Source organism: Bacillus sp. FSL K6-0255 (genome assembly GCF_045040725.1).
GTDB lineage: Bacteria > Bacillota > Bacilli > Bacillales > Bacillaceae > Bacillus > Bacillus subtilis.
On sequence record NZ_CP150278.1, the window covers coordinates 2,277,119 to 2,294,550 of the forward strand.

Annotated in this window: 23 protein-coding genes; 4 read left to right on the forward strand and 19 right to left on the reverse strand. The window is 44.4% G+C overall.

Annotated elements, in window-relative coordinates:
- Nucleotides 1-77: 77 nt before the first annotated feature.
- The 9 genes from xerD to ansA all read right to left on the reverse strand — a co-directional run bounded on the left by xerD (nucleotide 78) and on the right by ansA (nucleotide 8,295).
- The gene (gene xerD / locus MHB62_RS11570; protein ID WP_032722060.1) at nucleotides 78-968 is read right to left on the reverse strand and encodes a site-specific tyrosine recombinase XerD; all 891 of its coding nucleotides are present in this window, start codon (nucleotides 966-968) and stop codon (nucleotides 78-80) included.
- A gap of 7 nt (nucleotides 969-975) precedes the next feature.
- Nucleotides 976-1,203, reverse strand: a complete 228-nt coding sequence (locus MHB62_RS11575; protein WP_014477240.1) for a YqzK family protein — start codon at nucleotides 1,201-1,203, stop codon at nucleotides 976-978.
- A gap of 124 nt (nucleotides 1,204-1,327) precedes the next feature.
- Complete coding sequence (fur, locus tag MHB62_RS11580; protein ID WP_003223972.1) at nucleotides 1,328-1,777, reverse strand: ferric iron uptake transcriptional regulator; 450 nt, start codon at nucleotides 1,775-1,777, stop codon at nucleotides 1,328-1,330.
- Nucleotides 1,778-1,889: 112 nt separating this feature from the next.
- Nucleotides 1,890-2,534 carry a stage II sporulation protein M gene (spoIIM, locus tag MHB62_RS11585; RefSeq protein ID WP_004398593.1) on the reverse strand — a complete coding sequence of 215 codons (645 nt, stop codon included), beginning with the start codon at nucleotides 2,532-2,534 and terminating at the stop codon, nucleotides 1,890-1,892.
- A 100-nt stretch (nucleotides 2,535-2,634) separates the two neighbouring features.
- Complete coding sequence (locus MHB62_RS11590; RefSeq protein WP_015714209.1) at nucleotides 2,635-2,850, reverse strand: hypothetical protein; 216 nt, start codon at nucleotides 2,848-2,850, stop codon at nucleotides 2,635-2,637.
- Between the two features lie 99 nt (nucleotides 2,851-2,949).
- On the reverse strand, nucleotides 2,950-4,269 hold the full coding sequence (locus MHB62_RS11595; protein WP_004398731.1) for an NAD-dependent malic enzyme: 1,320 nt from the start codon (nucleotides 4,267-4,269) through the stop codon (nucleotides 2,950-2,952).
- A gap of 17 nt (nucleotides 4,270-4,286) precedes the next feature.
- A complete protein-coding gene (gene mleN, locus MHB62_RS11600; RefSeq protein ID WP_003230432.1) occupies nucleotides 4,287-5,693 on the reverse strand; it encodes a malate-H+/Na+-lactate antiporter MleN in 1,407 nt (468 codons plus the stop codon).
- A 140-nt stretch (nucleotides 5,694-5,833) separates the two neighbouring features.
- Nucleotides 5,834-7,261 carry an aspartate ammonia-lyase gene (gene aspA / locus MHB62_RS11605; protein ID WP_014477246.1) on the reverse strand — a complete coding sequence of 476 codons (1,428 nt, stop codon included), beginning with the start codon at nucleotides 7,259-7,261 and terminating at the stop codon, nucleotides 5,834-5,836.
- A 44-nt stretch (nucleotides 7,262-7,305) separates the two neighbouring features.
- Nucleotides 7,306-8,295, reverse strand: coding sequence for an asparaginase (ansA, locus tag MHB62_RS11610; protein WP_015714210.1), 990 nt, complete (start codon nucleotides 8,293-8,295; stop codon nucleotides 7,306-7,308).
- Nucleotides 8,296-8,476: 181 nt separating this feature from the next.
- Here ansA and ansR point away from each other — a divergent pair, with 181 nt between their 5' ends.
- Complete coding sequence (gene ansR, locus MHB62_RS11615) at nucleotides 8,477-8,827, forward strand: HTH-type transcriptional regulator AnsR (protein ID WP_004399024.1); 351 nt, start codon at nucleotides 8,477-8,479, stop codon at nucleotides 8,825-8,827.
- A gap of 8 nt (nucleotides 8,828-8,835) precedes the next feature.
- On the opposite strand, the gene MHB62_RS11620 is transcribed toward ansR, so the two are convergent.
- Nucleotides 8,836-9,999: a TIGR00375 family protein gene (locus tag MHB62_RS11620; RefSeq protein WP_015714211.1), complete on the reverse strand. Its 1,164-nt coding sequence runs from the start codon at nucleotides 9,997-9,999 to the stop codon at nucleotides 8,836-8,838.
- Nucleotides 9,996-10,553 (reverse strand): ADP-ribose pyrophosphatase, encoded by a 558-nt coding sequence (gene nudF, locus MHB62_RS11625; RefSeq protein WP_004398600.1) that lies wholly within the window; start codon nucleotides 10,551-10,553, stop codon nucleotides 9,996-9,998. Before nudF ends, MHB62_RS11620 begins: the two co-directional genes overlap by 4 nt.
- A 74-nt stretch (nucleotides 10,554-10,627) precedes the next feature.
- On the opposite strand from nudF, the gene mciZ reads away from it, so the two are divergent.
- Both mciZ and MHB62_RS11635 read left to right on the forward strand, forming a co-directional pair.
- Entirely contained in the window at nucleotides 10,628-10,750 is a 123-nt protein-coding gene (gene mciZ / locus MHB62_RS11630) for a Z-ring formation inhibitor MciZ (protein WP_015714212.1), read from the forward strand.
- 62 nt (nucleotides 10,751-10,812) lie between these two features.
- On the forward strand, nucleotides 10,813-11,733 hold the full coding sequence (locus MHB62_RS11635) for an aldo/keto reductase (RefSeq protein ID WP_032722062.1): 921 nt from the start codon (nucleotides 10,813-10,815) through the stop codon (nucleotides 11,731-11,733).
- A gap of 31 nt (nucleotides 11,734-11,764) precedes the next feature.
- Here MHB62_RS11635 and MHB62_RS11640 read toward each other — a convergent pair whose 3' ends face one another.
- On the reverse strand, nucleotides 11,765-11,989 hold the full coding sequence (locus tag MHB62_RS11640; protein WP_003230416.1) for a YqkE family protein: 225 nt from the start codon (nucleotides 11,987-11,989) through the stop codon (nucleotides 11,765-11,767).
- Nucleotides 11,990-12,148: 159 nt separating this feature from the next.
- Here MHB62_RS11640 and MHB62_RS11645 point away from each other — a divergent pair, with 159 nt between their 5' ends.
- Nucleotides 12,149-13,066 (forward strand): alpha/beta hydrolase, encoded by a 918-nt coding sequence (locus MHB62_RS11645; RefSeq protein WP_003230413.1) that lies wholly within the window; start codon nucleotides 12,149-12,151, stop codon nucleotides 13,064-13,066.
- Nucleotides 13,067-13,105: 39 nt separating this feature from the next.
- Here the strand turns inward: MHB62_RS11645 and MHB62_RS11650 are convergent, their stop codons facing one another.
- The 7 genes from MHB62_RS11650 to MHB62_RS11680 all read right to left on the reverse strand — a co-directional run bounded on the left by MHB62_RS11650 (nucleotide 13,106) and on the right by MHB62_RS11680 (nucleotide 17,285).
- Nucleotides 13,106-13,345, reverse strand: coding sequence for a YqkC family protein (locus MHB62_RS11650; protein ID WP_003230411.1), 240 nt, complete (start codon nucleotides 13,343-13,345; stop codon nucleotides 13,106-13,108).
- 12 nt (nucleotides 13,346-13,357) lie between these two features.
- Nucleotides 13,358-13,681 (reverse strand): iron-sulfur cluster biosynthesis family protein, encoded by a 324-nt coding sequence (locus MHB62_RS11655; protein WP_003226552.1) that lies wholly within the window; start codon nucleotides 13,679-13,681, stop codon nucleotides 13,358-13,360.
- Nucleotides 13,678-14,709 carry a bifunctional GNAT family N-acetyltransferase/GrpB family protein gene (locus MHB62_RS11660; protein WP_220562247.1) on the reverse strand — a complete coding sequence of 344 codons (1,032 nt, stop codon included), beginning with the start codon at nucleotides 14,707-14,709 and terminating at the stop codon, nucleotides 13,678-13,680. Before MHB62_RS11660 ends, MHB62_RS11655 begins: the two co-directional genes overlap by 4 nt.
- Nucleotides 14,702-15,046: an antibiotic biosynthesis monooxygenase gene (locus MHB62_RS11665; RefSeq protein ID WP_220562389.1), complete on the reverse strand. Its 345-nt coding sequence runs from the start codon at nucleotides 15,044-15,046 to the stop codon at nucleotides 14,702-14,704. Before MHB62_RS11665 ends, MHB62_RS11660 begins: the two co-directional genes overlap by 8 nt.
- A 9-nt stretch (nucleotides 15,047-15,055) precedes the next feature.
- On the reverse strand, nucleotides 15,056-15,526 hold the full coding sequence (locus MHB62_RS11670) for a GNAT family N-acetyltransferase (RefSeq protein ID WP_015251768.1): 471 nt from the start codon (nucleotides 15,524-15,526) through the stop codon (nucleotides 15,056-15,058).
- 185 nt (nucleotides 15,527-15,711) lie between these two features.
- Nucleotides 15,712-16,050 (reverse strand): YolD-like family protein, encoded by a 339-nt coding sequence (locus tag MHB62_RS11675; protein ID WP_017695939.1) that lies wholly within the window; start codon nucleotides 16,048-16,050, stop codon nucleotides 15,712-15,714.
- Nucleotides 16,047-17,285: a DNA polymerase IV gene (locus MHB62_RS11680; protein WP_010886562.1), complete on the reverse strand. Its 1,239-nt coding sequence runs from the start codon at nucleotides 17,283-17,285 to the stop codon at nucleotides 16,047-16,049. Before MHB62_RS11680 ends, MHB62_RS11675 begins: the two co-directional genes overlap by 4 nt.
- Between the last annotated feature and the right edge of the window lie 147 nt (nucleotides 17,286-17,432).

Consider the following 17,432-nt stretch of genomic DNA (forward strand, 5'->3'; position numbering starts at 1 on the left):
TGACAATGTATTTGGAAATAATGAGAAACTTCAATATTTTCTGTCGCTCTAAACAAAAAAGCCGCAGCCACCTGCGGCTATGCTCGCGGATGAAACTGCTTGTACACATCCTTCAGCCTTGTTTTCGTCACATGCGTATAAATTTGCGTCGTGGATATATCCGCATGACCGAGCATTTCCTGCACCGCTCTTAAATCTGCCCCGTTCTCAAGCAGATGCGTCGCAAAGGAATGCCTGAGTGTATGCGGAGTCAGCTCTTTCTTAATGCCGGCTTCCAACGCGATTTTTTTCAGGTTCTTCCAAAATCCCTGGCGGCTGATCTGTTTGCCGTGATGATTTAAAAAGAGGGCGTCAGATACATTATTTTTTAACAGTTTTCCCCTGGCTTTTGTCATATATTCCTCAATGGCGGAAGCAGCGGCTTCACCGATTGGCACAATCCGTTCTTTTCTTCCTTTGCCGAAGCATCGGATAAACCCCATAGATAAATGAACATCAGCCGTTTTCAATTCAATCATTTCACTGACTCGTATGCCTGTCGCATAAAGCAGCTCCAGCATCGCTTTATCCCGGTATCCGAATGGGCTCGTCAGCTTAGGCGTGTCCAATAACCGCTCGACCTCATTGAGCGCGAGCACCTTCGGAAGCGCCCGTTCCGTCTTTTGTGTTTCGATATGAACGGAAGGGTCCTTATCCGTTACTTTTTCCCTGAGCAGAAATTGATGAAAAGAGCGAATGGATGCCAAATGCCGCGCCGATGTCTTGCCGGATTTCCCCGAGTCCTTCAAATGCTTTAAGTATTGGATAATATGTATGCGGGTAACGTGATTCCAATCCGTCACATGAAGGGTTTCTGTTAAGTAGAGAGAATAGCTTTTCAAGTCACGTTCATAGGATACGATCGTATTTTGAGAGAGCCCTCTCTCTACCATGACGTAGTGGATGAAATCCCTTATTTGATCTTTCACTCTTGATCTACTCCCCGTTTTGGTAAAAAAAGATCAACCGGTCGAGCCATCCGCCTTTTTCATCCTGATCCATTTCAACAACTTTTACAGCGGAGCCTTCCGGTTTATCATACCGATGATAGTTTTCATACTCTTGATTCACCCATATCATAGCATAATAGAACAAAGCGGTAAAACCGGTAAACAGGATGAAAACTTTCAATGCATCGACAGCTGTTTTCAGGAATCTTCCCATGTCCTAATCGATCCTTTCCCTATGGTTCCAGTTATATAAACCATATGCCAAATCAGAAAGGTTTTATACATAGAAACAGCAAAAAACCCTTTCCCCATGAGAAAAGGTTCGCGCTCGGCACCGTCTATTCAGTTTCTTTTCCGTTACAGCGGTGGCAAATGCCGTGAAACGTCAATCTATGATCTTTAATCTTAAATTTCCAATCACGTTCAATGATTTCTTCCACGTCTTCAAGCAAATCTTCTTCAATTTCATCAACGGCTCCGCACTCCATGCACACCAAGTGGTGATGAAAGTGAGCTGCGCCCTCTTTCCGAAGGTCGTAACGGGACACACCGTCTCCAAAGTTAATTTTATCTACGACTTTTAATTCAGTTAATAATTCAAGCGTACGGTATACTGTAGCGAGACCGATCTCAGGAGATTTCTCTTTTACGAGGAGGTATACATCTTCTGCGCTTAAATGGTCTTCTTCGTTTTCAAGCAGCACTCTTACTGTCGCTTCACGCTGTGGCGTAAGTTTATAGCTGGATGAGTGCAGTTGTTTCTTAATACGATCAATACGGTTTTCCATGTCTTTCCCTCCTACGCCGCATTCCATGACTCATTATAACAAAATACGCGCAGAGTTCCAACTATAATTATTATAAACTGATAAATAAAACGGTTTTCTTTTAATAATGATTTTAAAAAAGTCTAGATGTAAGCTTTTCCATTAAAACAGGAGATAAGTATGCTTCAAAGAGAGATGAAATCAGCGCTAAAAACAGAATGACCAGCAGCACAAAGGCATACCGCCCGAACCATTGAATCGGCGCGTCATGCAGGCTTCGTTTCACGAACAGCTGTCTGATTAACTTTAAAGAAAACGCAATTGCACATGTGCCCATAATGAGATAAGCCGGAATCAGCAGCACATTTTGCGGCAAAACGGAAACAAATGATAGGAAAAACCCGCTTACTCCCATCTGATTGACTAGGAACCCGACAGTAAAGCCGACGACGATCCCTTTCAGAAAGATCATAATGAAAATAATCGGCATCCCAATGACGGAAATTCCCAGTATCCACATCAGGCCTAAATACTTTGCATTATGAAAGATACTTTGCCCAAACATATCAGCTGAACTTGCCTGTTTTCCATCCGAAAGCTGTCCAAAAAATTGACTTAAGTAGTAGTATAAATCTTCTTTCTGGCTGATGGTCATACTGTTGACAATAATCGCGCCAAAGATGACACCCATGAAAAACAGCACTGACACAAATATATAAAGAGAGAGATGATCTTTGACATGCCTGAGAAACATGTCCTTATAAGAGATTTTTCGCATACCGTTTCCTCCCGCCCGTTCTAGTGATTTGATTTAATAGATTGTATGAAAGAAACGGAAAAACATGCCCTTTTTCAAAAAGAAACGATAGAGATGAATGCTAGGCGGCTTTTTGGGGCACAAAAAAATCCTTATCATCAACTGCTGTATGATCATAAGGATTCTTATGCTTCCGTTTATTCAAAATCTCTTTTTTGCTTTTTGTCATTCTTTCATGTGTGCTGAAAGATGGTGTGCTGCCTCTTGATAATAAGACGTCACGTCCGCCGTTTCTCAATCGATGCCCCCGCTTCTTTTTCGCTTGGCTTTTTGCCATGTGATCACTCCCTTTTTTATTTTCATAGTAATGATAACAAAATTGAACAATGATAAGAAAAAAACAGCACCTGCTACGACAGGTGCTGTTTAGCTACATTTATTTCACTGCTGTAAGAGCTGCATGCTCGACAGCTGCTGCTACCGCATGATGGACTTTTGAATCAAGCGGCTGAGGGACAACATCACCTTGTTTAGTGCAGGCTGCGATGGCCTCTGCTGCTGCGACAAGCATATCATGATTAATCTCCGTGCTTTTTGCGTTAAGCGCTCCTCTAAAAATCCCCGGAAAACCGAGTACATTATTAACAGAACGCCCGTCAGCTGCATATGCGGCGCCAGCCTGCAGTGCGGCCTCCGGCTCAATTTCCGGCTTCGGATTCGATAAAGCCAGAATCACTTGACCAGAACGTACAAATGCCGGTTTTATTAAACCCGGAACGCCCGTTGTAGCAATGACAATATCACATGTTTCCATAAGCTCCTCAATACTGGAAACTGCCTGTCCGCCGTATTGTTCGAGACGGTTCATTGCTGACTCTGATTTGTCTGTTCCGTATACAGCATTCACACCATAAGCCATGAACATCCGGCAGATGGCCACGCCTGCTGCGCCAAGGCCGATTTGCCCCACTTTCGCTTCCTTCAGGTCAACCCCCGCACTCCTGCATGCCGAAATGGCAGCTGCCAGCGTCACTACAGCTGTACCATGCTGGTCATCGTGCATAACAGGGATGTTCAGCTCCTCTTTTAGGCGATCCTCGATTTCAAAACAATGCGGCGAACCGATATCCTCAAGAAGGATGCCGCTAAAGCCCGGAGAAATATGTTTTACTGTTTTGATGATTTCTTCAGGATCACTCGTATCAAGCAGTATCGGAATGCCGCTAATACCCGCCAGCTGATCAAACAAAGCAGCCTTTCCTTCCATGACAGGCATGCCAGCCACAGAGCCGATATTCCCAAGGCCTAAAATTGCGGTTCCATCCGTTACAATTGCAACAGAATTGCTGATCGTTGTATAAATAGAAGCTTTTTCAGGTTCTTTTTCGATCAGTCGGCACACGTCCGCAACACCTGGTGTGTAGACACGTCCCAGCTCTGCCAGTGAACGGATCGGCATTTTGCTTTTCATTTGGATTTTTCCGCCTTCATGTGCGGACAGGACTTCATCAGATACGGTGTGAAGCCTGATCCCTTCTCCGAGGGCCTGTACAGCCGCGATCACTTCCTGAAGCTGTTCTTCATTCTCCACTTGAACGGTAATATTCCGCATTGTGTAATTGGGTCCGACTTTTACCGTCTCCACTTCACCAATATCCCCGCCCAGAAGGCCGATGGCCGTAGCCACCCTTCCAAGATTTCCGGGAACCGAAGGCGTTTCGATCATCAGTGTCCGAATCATGTGTTTCGCTATCATTCAGTGATCCTCCCCTATTAGCCTAGTTTTTCGGCTTTAACTGTATTGTTTTTCGTATACCATATAAATTTTCCTGTATAACCATAGATAATTGCAAGACCTATTGCTACAAAACTGAGCCACATAAACGGCAGATAAGAGAAGGTAGAAACACCTAAAATACCAGCCATGTAAATCCCATTATCAGACCAAGGAACCATCCCCGAAGTCAATGTTCCCCCGACCTCTGAGTTACGTGATAACACTCTTCTGTCCAGATGTAAGCGATCATAGCTGTCTTCCATAATTTTCGGAGTCAAAATAAGAGATACATACATCGCACAGCCGAAGATGTTTGCTAAAAACGCTACGATCAGTGTAGACAATGTGACATTGCCGGCTGAAGTTAATTTCTTTTCAAACGTTGAAACAATGACTTTTAACACGCCGAGTTTCTCAAGCAGACCGCCAAAACCAAGGCCAAAGATGATGACGACGAGAGAATCAAGCATACCGACAATTCCACCGCGGTTTAACAAGCCGTTCAAAAATTCAACATCCGTTTTAATAGAAAAGCCGTTGTACGCAGTTGCAATCGCATGGGCAATATCCATTCCTTGGAAAACAACAGCCCAGATTGCACCGAGTAAAGCGCCAATTACGATAACCGGCATAGATGGCTTTTTCATCGCCAATAAGACTATGACGAGAACTGCCGGGATCAGCATCCAAATATGAATGTCAAACGTGTTTTGCAAAGATGATTTTAAGAATTCAACTTTATCAAGATCAATATTTTTCCCGCCGTACATAAATCCAACAACTGTAAAGAGTATAGCTGTAATGACATAAGCAGGTATTGATAAATAAAGCATTGCTCTCACGTGAGCCAATACATCGACTTTTGATAGTGAAGAAGCTAGAACTGTACTGTCAGACAGCGGAGACAGCTTGTCCCCAAAATAAGCACCTGAAAGAATAGCTCCCGCTACTAGAGGAAGCGGAATGCCTAAACCCTCTCCAATTGCGATCATGGCAATGCCGGCAGTTCCGACTGTTCCCCATGACGTTCCTGTTGCCACAGACATAATGGAACAAATAATTAACGTTGCCAGTAAAAAGATACTTGGGTGAATAAATTCCAGTCCGTAATAAATCAAAGTCGGCACAACGCCTCCGGCAATCCATGTTCCGATGAGCGCCCCAACTGAAACGAGAATCAGTACGGCTTCAAGGCCATTTGATATCCCATGTACAATCGCATTTTGTAAATCTTTATAAGAATAACCGAGTCTTATACCTAAAAGCATTGCAATAAACCATGAAACAAAAAGCGCCAGCTGTATCGGCAAGTCGAGAAAGACTGTAAACGATAGAACAAGTGCTAAAAATACTCCTAGTACAATAATAATTTCAAATAGTGTTGGCAATCTTACATCCTTCAAAAGAAGTCCCCCTTCATGTAAAAGCTAAAACGCTTTCAATATATAGTGCAACACGTATACTATACTTCCTCATCCCTATGTTGTAAACAGCTTATTCATCCGACTATTCGGAGATGAATAAGCTGTATTTTATACAAATTTTATTTTTCTAATAGTTCTTTCCCTGCGATACCTGGTTTGGTCATCTCATATGGGTTTAAAATAATATCCAATTCTTCTTCTGTCAGCACATCATGCTGCAGGCAAAGGTCACGGACTGATTGGCCTGTCATAATCGCTTCCCTGGCAATTCTGGCAGCCGCTTCATATCCAAGATGCGGATTGACAGCTGTGATCACGCCTGCGCTTTTTTCTACGTATTGCTTCAACCGCTTTTCGTTGGCTTCAATGCCCTTTAAGCAGTTGTCAGTGAACGAACGGAAGCCGTTGTTCATGATGCTGATGGATTGAAGCAAATTAAAGACAAGCACGGGCTCCATGACGTTCAACTCAAGCTGGCCGGCTTCTGAAGCAAGGCAGATTGTATTGTCGTTTCCGATAACCTGGAACGCAATTTGGTTGATCAGCTCCGCCATAACCGGATTGACTTTCCCCGGCATAATAGATGAACCCGGCTGACGTGCAGGCAGAGAAATTTCCGCAAGTCCGGCGCGCGGTCCCGACGCCATTAAGCGCAGGTCGTTTGCGATCTTCGACATGTTCATCATGCAGACTTTTAATGAAGCTGATACCTCTGTATAGGCATCTGTATTTTGTGTCGCATCAACAAGATGGTCAGCGCCGACAAGAGGAAGCCCGCTAATATCAGCAAGGTGCTTTACTACCTGTTTGATATATTCAGGATCAGCGTTCAGCCCTGTACCAACAGCAGTTGCGCCCATGTTGACTTCATATAGGTGCTGGCGCGATTGCTTGATTCGTTTGATATCACGCTCGAGAACACGGCTATAAGCTTCGAATTCCTGGCCAAGACGGATCGGAACCGCATCTTGAAGGTGTGTCCGGCCCATTTTAATAACAGAGTCAAACTCCTGTGCTTTTTGCTTAAAAACGCTATGCATATCTTCCATTGTTTTCAGCAGTTTTTCTAAGAGCTTCAATGTGGAAATATGAATAGCAGTCGGAAACACATCGTTCGTAGACTGTGACATGTTCACATGTGTGTTTGGACTTAAATGAATGTAATCTCCCTTTTTATGTCCCATGATTTCAAGCGCCCGGTTTCCGATAACCTCATTCGCGTTCATGTTCATAGAAGTTCCGGCACCGCCCTGAATCGGATCGACGATAAACTGATCGTGCCACTTGCCTTCGAGAATCTCGTCAGCGGCTTGTACGATAGCTTGGCCAATTCCTTCATACAGCCGTTTCACGTCCATGTTGGCAAGAGCCGCAGCTTTTTTCACAATCGCCAGTGCGTTAATCATTTCCTCATGGATTTTGTATCCTGTGATCGGGAAATTTTCAGAAGCACGGAGCGTCTGAATTCCGTAATAAACATCTGCTTCAATTTGTTTTTCCCCAAGGAAGTCTTTTTCCACGCGATATTCTTTTTGGCCGTTTAACATAATCTTTAACCTTCTTTCTCTTTGCTGGTTATCGTTTTTACATTTTACAGGACAACGTCATCAGCTATCGGCGTTTCCATAATTCTCTTGACGACAGGAAGATCCGAAGACTGACCTAGTGCCCACATCAATTTTGGCACAATTGCTTCTGTGTTCATATTTCTTGATCGGATAATTAAGTCTTGGTTGACTCTGCGGCCAACTTCGTAAATGCTCATGTCTTCGCCTTCTTCAAGACATTGAGTCGTAATGACCACGACAATGCCGCTTTCGATCAGCTCATTCACTTTTGACAAAATGTCTCTGCCTTCAAACGGCACCCCTCCGCTGCCATAACTCTCAATGACAATTCCTTTGTACATGCTTTTCAGGGCATCAAACATTTCGGGCTTTAAGCCTGGATGCAGCTTCAGCAGACATACATCTGTACATAGTGAAGTGTCAACTGTGAAGGTGTCGTTCTCAGGTTCCGTTACTTGTTTGTTGTATTCGATCCCGTCTTCATTGATAAAAGCGATATATGGGTAATTGATGCTTTCAAATGCGTCGTAGCTTTTCGTTCTTAATTTGATCGCACGCGTTCCCTGAATGACTCTGCCGTCAAACACAACATAAACGCCGCCCACGCCTTCACAGGCAAATCGAATGGCATCTGTAATATTTTTTTTGGCATCGGTTTTTTGGAACGTGATCGGAATCTGCGAGCCGGTGATGACAATCGGCTTTTTGGCATGCTGCAGCATATACGATAGTGCGGCAGATGTATAGGCCATTGTATCTGTACCGTGAGTAATAACAAACCCGTCATAGGCATCATAATTTTCCTTAACGGCTTCCGCTATTTCCACCCAGTATTCAGGCTGCATATTGGTGCTGTCTATATTCATAAGCGACTGAGTTTCCATTGTGTAATCGTTATCAAGTGTTGATACGTAACTTAATAATTCATCAGCCTTGACTCCGGGAGCCAGCCCATTTTCCCCTTCAACTGAAGCAATCGTTCCCCCAGTTGTCAACATCAATAATTTTTTCATACCATGCACCTCTTCACTGTATCTAAAGATGGGTTGCGAGAAGGTATTCGCTTTTCGCATACTTTTAATGCAATTATAGACACGGAAAATAAAATACGCAAGACATTATTATTCAATTCGCGTACACTTCCTAATACCTATATGATATAATCAGCTCAAGGTGAAAAAGGAGCGGAAGTTCATGAATCTAGATCGTTTAACAGAATTGAGAAAAAAGAAAAATTGGTCGCTTCAATATACAGCTGACCTTCTCGGTATCGCAAAAAGCACATATGCCGGCTACGAGTCAGGCTACCGACGGCCTTCACTTGAAGCGCTTGCCATGCTGGCTGACCTCTTTGACACAACCTGCGATGAACTTTTAGGCCGCGAGAAACAAAAGCAGACTGCTCCTCAGGCCATAGAATTGGCCACGTGGAGCAGCCTTGACTTTACCATTTCTGTTGATGGCCAGCCGCTGAGTGAAGATGAAATCATCCAGCTGATTACCTTTATACGCACAAAAAGAAAAGTACAGGAGGAACTGAGTTAATCTTTAGCTCACGGTTTAATTTTACCGTAGGTTCCTCCTCCTCCGGCTTTCAATTCCAGTTTTCCGGATCTCGCTTTTACGATAAGCGCCGCGGTTTTCGGCGGGACAACGCGAGCCAAATCTTCTTCTGCAGCCTCGTGAAGAACAGCCATTTCTGTTCCGAAGGCTTTTTTTAGTTTGTCCAGCGTTTTCGGGCCTACACCCGGAACAAATTGCAGCGGGATCTGATGTACATATCGCGGACGCGGGACGCGAACTTCAAGCTGATTACTCAATTCATGCAATCTTTCGCTGACTCCCTTGGTAAATCTGGAATTTCCGCAATTCGCGCACGCTGTTTCCCCGCTTACAGCAGGCTCTCCGCACGCTTCGCAAGCCGTCTGATAATATTTCCCCAATAACGGGTCCAAGCCGTAATTTGCGATAATTTTCCTGTCATCTTGTCCCTTTAATGCAAGAGCAAATTCAGTAAAATCAGCTGACTGCACATATAGTTCATTATATTCTCTGCCGATTTTCCCCAACGAATGCGCATCAGAATTTGTTAAAAAAGGATACGGATTCAATTGCGATACGTGTGATGCCATGTCTGTATCACAGCTTAATCCAAGCTCCACCGCGTCTATCATAGATGGATCAAAAACCTCAGTTAAGCTTGATTTAACCCCTTTTCCATATAAGCTTTTATGCGGCGTAAAGATATGGGCGGGGATAAACAGGCCGCCCATATCCTGCACTTTTTTTTGCAGGTTTAAGCCCGTTTCATAAATCCGCTGCGAGCTTAAATGAATATTTTTCAGCCGGGCTGACAGCCAGTTTGAAAACTGTTTCATATCAGCCAGCGTCGGCATAAATACGAGCACATGGATCGGTCCGCTGCAGGCTTCATCATAAATCTCCAGCTCGCTCCCCAATAAAAGAGTCGTGCTGCGATAACGGATTCCTCCCCCGTCAAGCTCGCGATATTTTCCAGATGAAATGCCTTCCTCAAGCTCTAGAATGACTTCCGGAGAATGACAGTCGATAATGCCGAGGAGTTCAATTCCTTTATGTTCACTGGCTTCAACCAAAATTCTGTCCAGCGTTAATGTTTTGGCGCCTGTTATTTTGACAGCCCTTCCTGTAAAGGTCCGGCCGATATGAATGTGCAAATCCGCGTAAATCTTTTTCATTTTTGTGCTTGGAGCGCTTCTTTCAGTTGAAGATACTGAATCGCGTAGGCTGTTTTAGCATCATATACTTCACGCGATTCAACCAGCTTTAGCGCATCTTCAAGCGTCACCTCCATCACTTCAACAAACTCGTCCTCATCAAGCTCCCGTTTTTCTTCAAGCACAGAAAGCTCCTCAGCAAGAAAAACGTGAACGATCTCATCTGCAAATCCGGGTGATGTATAAAACGCAGTTATTTTTGTCAGTTTTTTTGCTGTATAACCGGTTTCCTCTTCAAGTTCCCGAAGTGCCGTATACTCCGGCTCCTCACCTTTTTCAAGCTTACCGGCCGGAATTTCAACGATCGTCCGCTCAAGCGGCTTACGGAATTGTTTGACCATGATGATTTTCCCTTCATCTGTGACGGCTAGTACCGCTACAGCTCCAGGGTGTTTCACAATTTCACGTTTACTGGCTTTGCCGTTTGGCAGCTCTACATCCTCGACATAAAGATCAATGACTTTACCCGAAAAGATCTGTTCTTTGGCAATTGTTTTTTCTTCTAATGATTTCATTTCTTCATCTCCCGTTCTGTCTCTATATGATGCCCCATACATTTTATCATACTAGAGCAAAAGGGGGCTTCTTCGTGAAAGTGCATCGCATGCCAAAAGGTGTTGTCTTAGTCGGAAAAGCATGGAAAATTCGGGCGAAGTTAAAAGAGTATGGACGCACATTTCAATATGTGAAAGATTGGATCTCAAAGCCATAAAAGTTGAAACTTTAGCTCCTTTATATTACGGTCAATACAAAGCCTAAAAAAGGAGTGTGCACATGAGAAAGCGCAAATTGGGTACATCTGATTTAGACATTAGCGAAGTCGGACTCGGCTGTATGTCTCTTGGAACTGAAAAAAACAAAGCATTGTCCATTCTGGATGAAGCGATCGAGCTTGGCATCAACTATTTGGACACAGCGGATTTGTATGACCGAGGACGCAATGAAGAAATTGTCGGTGATGCGATCCAAAACAGACGCCAGGATATTATTCTGGCAACAAAAGCGGGAAACCGTTGGGATGACGGAAGCGAGGGCTGGTATTGGGACCCTTCAAAAGCTTACATAAAAGAGGCGGTAAAAAAGAGCCTTAAACGGCTGAAAACAGATTATATCGACCTTTATCAGCTTCACGGCGGCACGATAGAGGACAACATTGATGAAACGATTGAAGCGTTTGAGGAATTAAAACAAGAAGGTGTCATCCGCTACTACGGCATTTCTTCCATCCGCCCGAATGTGATTAAAGAATATGTAAAAAAATCAAACATCGTCAGCATTATGATGCAATTCAGCCTGTTTGACAGACGCCCTGAGGAATGGCTCCCGCTTTTAGAGGAACATCAAATCAGCGTAGTCGCCAGAGGTCCTGTTGCCAAAGGGCTCTTAACTGAAAAACCGCTTGATCAAGCTTCAGACAGTATGAAACAAAACGGGTACTTGTCCTATTCATTCGAGGAACTGACAAATGCACGCAAGGCAATGGAGGAAGTGGCTCCCGATCTTTCCATGACAGAAAAGTCGCTGCAGTATCTGCTAGCACAGCCGGCTGTCGCTTCAGTGATTACAGGCGCCAGTAAGATTGAGCAGTTACGGGAAAATATTCAGGCAGCAAATGCACGGCGTTTAACCGAAGAGGAAATCAAAGCGCTCCAATCTCATACGAAACAAGACATTTACAAAGCTCATCGCTCATAGCAGAAAAACCAGCACCTGTACGGGTGCTGGTTTATTTATATTGATGCCAATCCATTTGGCTTTCATTTAGGAGTTCTTCAAAGCTCTTATTTTTTTCGATCTCTTTTTTCTTTCTAATCTGTTCTGCTTTTTCTCTTTCCTGCCTCTTTTCATCCTCTTCCTTCAATTGGCTCTTCATCTCCATAAGCTTTGCTTTGATATCGGATTGAAGGCCGTCTTTTAGCTGGTGTTTGTCAGCGGATTTTTGTTTTTTCATTCAGACTTCCCCCATGTTTTGTTTTGAAGACAGTTTATCACGGAGCATATACACTGAACAAGCAGACTCTCTTCTGATCACTTTCTCAGCGGAGCAGTGTTTAGGTATAATGATTTTAAACACGAATTACCTATATTTAGTTGAAAGGTGCTGTGACTTTTGAAGAAAATCCTTTTGGCCATTGGCGCTCTCGTAACAGCTGTCATCGCAATCGGAATTGTTTTTTCAAATATGATTCTATTCATCAAGAAAAAAACGGATGAAGACATTATCAAAAGAGAGACAGACAACGGACATGATGTGTTTGAATCATTTGAGCAAATGGAGAAAACCGCTTTTGTGATACCCTCCGCTTACGGGTACGACATAAAAGGATACCATGTCGCACCGCATGACACACCAAATACCATCATCATCTGCCACGGGGTAACCATGAATGTGCTGAATTCTCTTAAGTATATGCATTTATTTCTTGATCTCGGCTGGAATGTGCTCATTTATGACCACCGCCGACATGGCCAAAGCGGCGGAAAGACGACCAGCTACGGGTTTTACGAAAAGGATGATCTCAATAAGGTTGTCAGCTGGCTCAAAAACAAAACAAATCATCGCGGATTGATCGGAATTCACGGTGAGTCGATGGGAGCTGTGACCGCCCTGCTTTACGCTGGTGCACACTGCAGCGATGGCGCTGATTTTTATATTGCCGATTGTCCGTTCGCATGTTTTGATGAACAGCTTGCCTACCGGCTGAGAGCGGAATACAGGCTCCCGTCTTGGCCCCTGCTTCCTATCGCCGACTTCTTTTTGAAGCTGAGAGGCGGCTATCGCGCACGTGAAGTATCTCCGCTTGCTGTCATTGATAAAATCGAAAAGCCGGTCCTCTTTATTCACAGTAAGGATGATGACTACATTCCTGTTTCTTCAACCGAGCGGCTTTATGAAAAGAAACGCGGGCCGAAAGCGCTGTACATTGCCGAGAACGGTGAACACGCCATGTCATATACCAAAAATCGGGATACGTACCGAAAAACAGTGCAGGAGTTTTTAGACAACATGAATGATTCAACAGAATAAAAAAGCGAAAGGCCTCTTCGGCTCTTTCGCTTTTTTATGTTACAGAACGTCGGTAATGCCATCCATATTTTCTCTGATCCATTCAATCGCAAGATCTATCGTTGTAAACTCCTGCGTCTCGAAGGTCATTTCATCCTGCAATAGCCAGACATCTTTCTTGATGGACTCTGCTCCTCCAATTGACCAGTGAAGCAAGGTATAGGGATGGTTTTGATTCAGGAAGGATACCCACGTTTTATTTTGTGCTGTGTTCTTCATTGCCTTCAGCTTTTGTTCCACGTTTCGCGTCTCCTACTTTACTAATATGCTCATTCTGGGGCTGAGCATTTCAGCCGGGCTTTTCAGCGCCAATGTTTTGGCTTTTTCATTGTAATCGATCGTCATTTGATCGTCAAAAAACACTTTTTGTGACGATTGGATATACAGCGGAATGCCGTTCGTTTCCAGCTGCTCGCACTGTCCCGTTAATTCTTCTGCCAGCCAGATTGTCGGGACACCGCTTACCGCGCAGCCGCATCCTTCTGCATCGTAACGAAGCTGGGCTTTTTTCCCCGGGTTGGCGTCAAACGCCTGCTGCAGTGCCTGTTTTGCTGCATCTGTCACATGTATGTTCATAAGGTGAAACCCCCGTTTTCATCATTTTCGCTTTTGTAGCATACAACACTGCCATTCGCATTGTTTCTGCCTTTTTTCCACCGCTTCGCATTTTCTTCTGCAGTCTTGATCCACTCATCTTTCCCTTGTATGTACTGATTGATGCTGTCAGGGTGCTGGGCCGCCAGCTGTTTTTTGAGAACGGCGTATTCTTTCGCTATGTTTGGATGAGCTCTGAGATAATCTCTGAATAACAGATGCCTTTCAATAGCAGGGTTTCCCTGTTCGTACATATGGACATGATGAGTGCGTTTATTTCCGCCCTTTTGGAAATAACGCCTGCCCGCTATGCCGTTCTCACCTTTTGGTATATAGCCGTTAGCCTTCATTTGTTCATCAAATTGGCTCACGGCTTCAATGCTTCTGACTTCAATTAACATATCAATGATTGGCTTCGCTGCCATGTTCGGTATCGATGTGCTTCCGATGTGATGAACAGCGATAATCTCCGGCCCGAACACAAGTTTCAGCCGTTCTTTTTCTTCATCGAAACATTCTGCCCATTTTTCGTTGTAGAGAATGACCTCAACTTTTCTTTTCGGATACAAATGAAAGACCGACAGCAATAGACCCTGCGCTGCTTTGACGGTTTCTGCCTTTTGGAATCCAGCCTGTGTATAGAGTGACACGGCCGGGGTATTGTTCTCGGCTGTGACTACTTCGATTTTCTCAGCGTCTTCATTATGATCAATGACAAATTGCAGAAGCGCTCGTCCAATTCCTTTTCTGAAACCGTCAGGATGCACAACAAGCCTGCAAATGGTGAGATGATGCATGTTTTTCTCATATGAAATGACACCGATCAGCTTGCCGTTTTTCCGATATCCCGCAAACCGCTCATGGGATGCTTGAATATCCTTCACCTTCTCTTGTAAAGCGGGAATACCGTCAAAACCGATAATCTCTGTTTCCTTTATGTAGGCGGGGATCTGTACGGCTAAAATCTCACGCGCTATAGTGTCTTCCTTATGCTGGAGAAATTCAATCATTCGTGTTCTCCTGAAACAGCCGCTGTCTTTCGATTTTTGCGACGCGGACTGCATACGACTCGTACCAAACGCTTTTTCCTTTTTCTTTTGCTGCTTGATGTTCAGTGTGATGCTTCCAATGGTTAATTGCGTCCATACTGTCCCAATAGGAAACTGTGATGCCCCTTCCATCCGCTTCACGTACGCTTTCCACGCCTAAAAATCCAGGCTGTTCCGCCGCAAGCGATACCATCCGCTCCGCTGTTTCTCCATATCCTGTGTCATTTTCGCTTTTGACAGAAGAAAAAATGACTGCATAGTAAGGAGGCTCAGGTGTTTTTGATAAAAAATCCATTATATTTCCCCCTCATATGTTTTTGACAAACAGTACCCTGTCTTGGCCCGGGCCATCATAGTTTGCAAACACTGAGATGCCATTTACCGTCTTGGTGCCCTTTTCAATATCAAACCCCAATTTTGTGTGATATGCGATTGATACCTTATTCACAGGTGAAGTGACGCACTTCACCCGGGTGCAGCCTCTTTGTTTTACTGTTTCGATAAATACATCATACAATTGTTTCCCAATTTGCATTTTTCTGAAATCTGGATGCACACCGGAAAAATGAATGTACGCCGTTTCAGGATCCGATTGCGATTGAAATCCGATTAAAAATCCGGTCATGCTGTTATGTTCGGATGTAATAAAGCTTGTGTCCTGAAAATGCTCAAAAAATAGTCTCGGCAATTTTTCTTTCAGCTGTCTGCCGCCCCACCATTCATTCAGTACAGACGTTACCATTTCATAATCTGAAGACATGATTGTTCGAATATCCATTACGATTTGATCTCCCTCCGTCTGGCAAAACGAATGTCAGCTCTTTTTCTCACAATATAAAAATTATATTTTGCCTGGCTGGAATTGTAAATGCCTTCTTTCCTTTATCATACGTTTCCAGACTGCCGAGGGAACAATGTTTGATCATTTTACGCCTATTTCTCCCCCAAGCAGGAGGAAAGACTTTACAGCACAATATCAAGCACTTGATCAAGTTTCAGCTTATAAAGATGATCCTCGTCTCCTTTTATCCATACTGCTTTTTCAAACTCTTCATACCGGCAGATCTTCCCGGTGCAGCAGACAATCTCACCGTCCTGAAAGCAGCTGACAGTGATATCCTGAGCGAACTCCATCGCGGCGCAAAGCGTTTGATTCATCTCTTCCAGCTTATCGGGGTCAAGGATCGGCTTTTGCAGCTTCTGTTTAAGGCGCTTTCTCTCCAGCAGGCTTTGCTTATGTTCCGGCAGAAACATCCTGCTCCCTTCCCACAGCAGGTTGCCCCTTTTTAAATGGTCGTTCATTTATAGTGCCCCCCTATTTTAGCCGCGCGTTCAAATGCCTGGCCTGCCGCTGTCAGTGACGCCGCCCTGATGATTGCTGTGTCGCCGAATCGATTTTTAATGCCGTCCATCACATAGCCTAGGCTCATTTTCTTTGCATAATCCTGAAATAAATTGAGCTGCCATATGTCATCAGATGAGAGCTGAGACAGATTGACACCGAGGCGGCGGACAGGTTTCCCGTCCCAAAATGTAAGAAACAGCCGGCGTACAGCCTCATATACATCCTGAGTAGAATTAGTCGGCTCTGCCAGCTTCACTTGCCGGTTGAAGCCCGTCGGCCAATCAAAATCAGCACCCCGGCAGCTCACTGACACCGTCTGCCCCATGACCCCGGCGTTTCGGCTTCGCCTGCACACTTCTTCACTCAGCTCAAGCAATACGACCTTGATTTCTTTGTCAAAGTGTTCGTAGTCTCTCGGGAGAGTCATTCCATGGCCTATCGCCTTTTGCCCGTCCAGAGACGAAGTTGACACAGGGGAATAGTCGATTCCGTTTGCCGTCATCCACAGCACGTGGCCGTTAATGCCCCATTTCTTTTTTAAAAGATCGAGCGGAAAAGCCGCGAGCCCGCCGATCGTGCTGATGCCCATCCGATTTAAATGATGCTTCATGCGGCTCCCGACGCCAAACATGCTGCCCACCGGGAGCGGCCACATTTCGGTTTTCATATTTTCTTTCGTTAAGGTAAAAATACCGTTCTTATTCTTTTTGGCAAAATTGTCACACGCAATTTTGGCCAGCGCTTTGTTAGGGCCGATTCCGACCCGTGCATAAACGCCGATCTCCCGCATGATTCTGCCCTGAATGCTTTTCGCGATCTCCATCGGCGTCCCAAACAGCTTCTGGCTGCCTGTAATGTCCATGAACTGTTCATCGATAGAATACGGCTCCACAAGGTCTGTATACTCCTCTAGAATGGCCGTAATTTGCAGTGATACATCAATATACCGCTGCATACGCGGCCGGAGCACAACAGCCTCAGGACACTTTTCCTGCGCCTCCCACAGCCGTGAAGCATTCACCACACCCTTTTGTTTCGCCAGCGGGCAGGCAGCCAATACGACTCCGCCCCTTTTTTCAGGGTCACCCGAAACAATGACGGGCCTATTTTTCAAATGTGGATTTTCCGCTTTCTCTACAGATGCATAAAACGATTGCATGTCAACGAGAAAAATCACTTTTTCTTTCATCATACACACCTCTAAAAAGAACTTATGTTCGTTTTTCATTATATGCGAAAGTATGTTCGTTTTATACTGGTAAATGATTCTTGTCTGACAGAAAATATGATCCAAGGGTTTGAGAGAAGAAAAACATTTAGTAGAATAAAAGCGAAGCAT

Excerpts from the sequence above, each read along its gene's own strand:
- MHB62_RS11575 (WP_014477240.1), bottom strand. The coding sequence starts at position 1,203 with ATGGGAAGATTCCTGAAAACAGCTGTCGATGCATTGAAAGTTTTCATC.
- fur (WP_003223972.1), bottom strand. The coding sequence starts at position 1,777 with ATGGAAAACCGTATTGATCGTATTAAGAAACAACTGCACTCATCCAGC.
- spoIIM (WP_004398593.1), bottom strand. The coding sequence starts at position 2,534 with ATGCGAAAAATCTCTTATAAGGACATGTTTCTCAGGCATGTCAAAGAT.
- MHB62_RS11590 (WP_015714209.1), bottom strand. The coding sequence starts at position 2,850 with ATGGCAAAAAGCCAAGCGAAAAAGAAGCGGGGGCATCGATTGAGAAAC.
- MHB62_RS11595 (WP_004398731.1), bottom strand. The coding sequence starts at position 4,269 with ATGATAGCGAAACACATGATTCGGACACTGATGATCGAAACGCCTTCG.
- aspA (WP_014477246.1), bottom strand. The coding sequence starts at position 7,261 with ATGTTAAACGGCCAAAAAGAATATCGCGTGGAAAAAGACTTCCTTGGG.
- ansA (WP_015714210.1), bottom strand. The coding sequence starts at position 8,295 with ATGAAAAAATTATTGATGTTGACAACTGGGGGAACGATTGCTTCAGTT.
- ansR (WP_004399024.1), top strand. The coding sequence starts at position 8,477 with ATGAATCTAGATCGTTTAACAGAATTGAGAAAAAAGAAAAATTGGTCG.
- MHB62_RS11620 (WP_015714211.1), bottom strand. The coding sequence starts at position 9,999 with ATGAAAAAGATTTACGCGGATTTGCACATTCATATCGGCCGGACCTTT.
- nudF (WP_004398600.1), bottom strand. The coding sequence starts at position 10,553 with ATGAAATCATTAGAAGAAAAAACAATTGCCAAAGAACAGATCTTTTCG.
- MHB62_RS11635 (WP_032722062.1), top strand. The coding sequence starts at position 10,813 with ATGAGAAAGCGCAAATTGGGTACATCTGATTTAGACATTAGCGAAGTC.
- MHB62_RS11640 (WP_003230416.1), bottom strand. The coding sequence starts at position 11,989 with ATGAAAAAACAAAAATCCGCTGACAAACACCAGCTAAAAGACGGCCTT.
- MHB62_RS11655 (WP_003226552.1), bottom strand. The coding sequence starts at position 13,681 with ATGAACATACATGTGACAGATGCAGCAAAACAGGCACTGCAGCAGGCG.
- MHB62_RS11660 (WP_220562247.1), bottom strand. The coding sequence starts at position 14,709 with ATGATTGAATTTCTCCAGCATAAGGAAGACACTATAGCGCGTGAGATT.
- MHB62_RS11670 (WP_015251768.1), bottom strand. The coding sequence starts at position 15,526 with ATGGATATTCGAACAATCATGTCTTCAGATTATGAAATGGTAACGTCT.
- MHB62_RS11675 (WP_017695939.1), bottom strand. The coding sequence starts at position 16,050 with ATGAACGACCATTTAAAAAGGGGCAACCTGCTGTGGGAAGGGAGCAGG.
- MHB62_RS11680 (WP_010886562.1), bottom strand. The coding sequence starts at position 17,285 with ATGATGAAAGAAAAAGTGATTTTTCTCGTTGACATGCAATCGTTTTAT.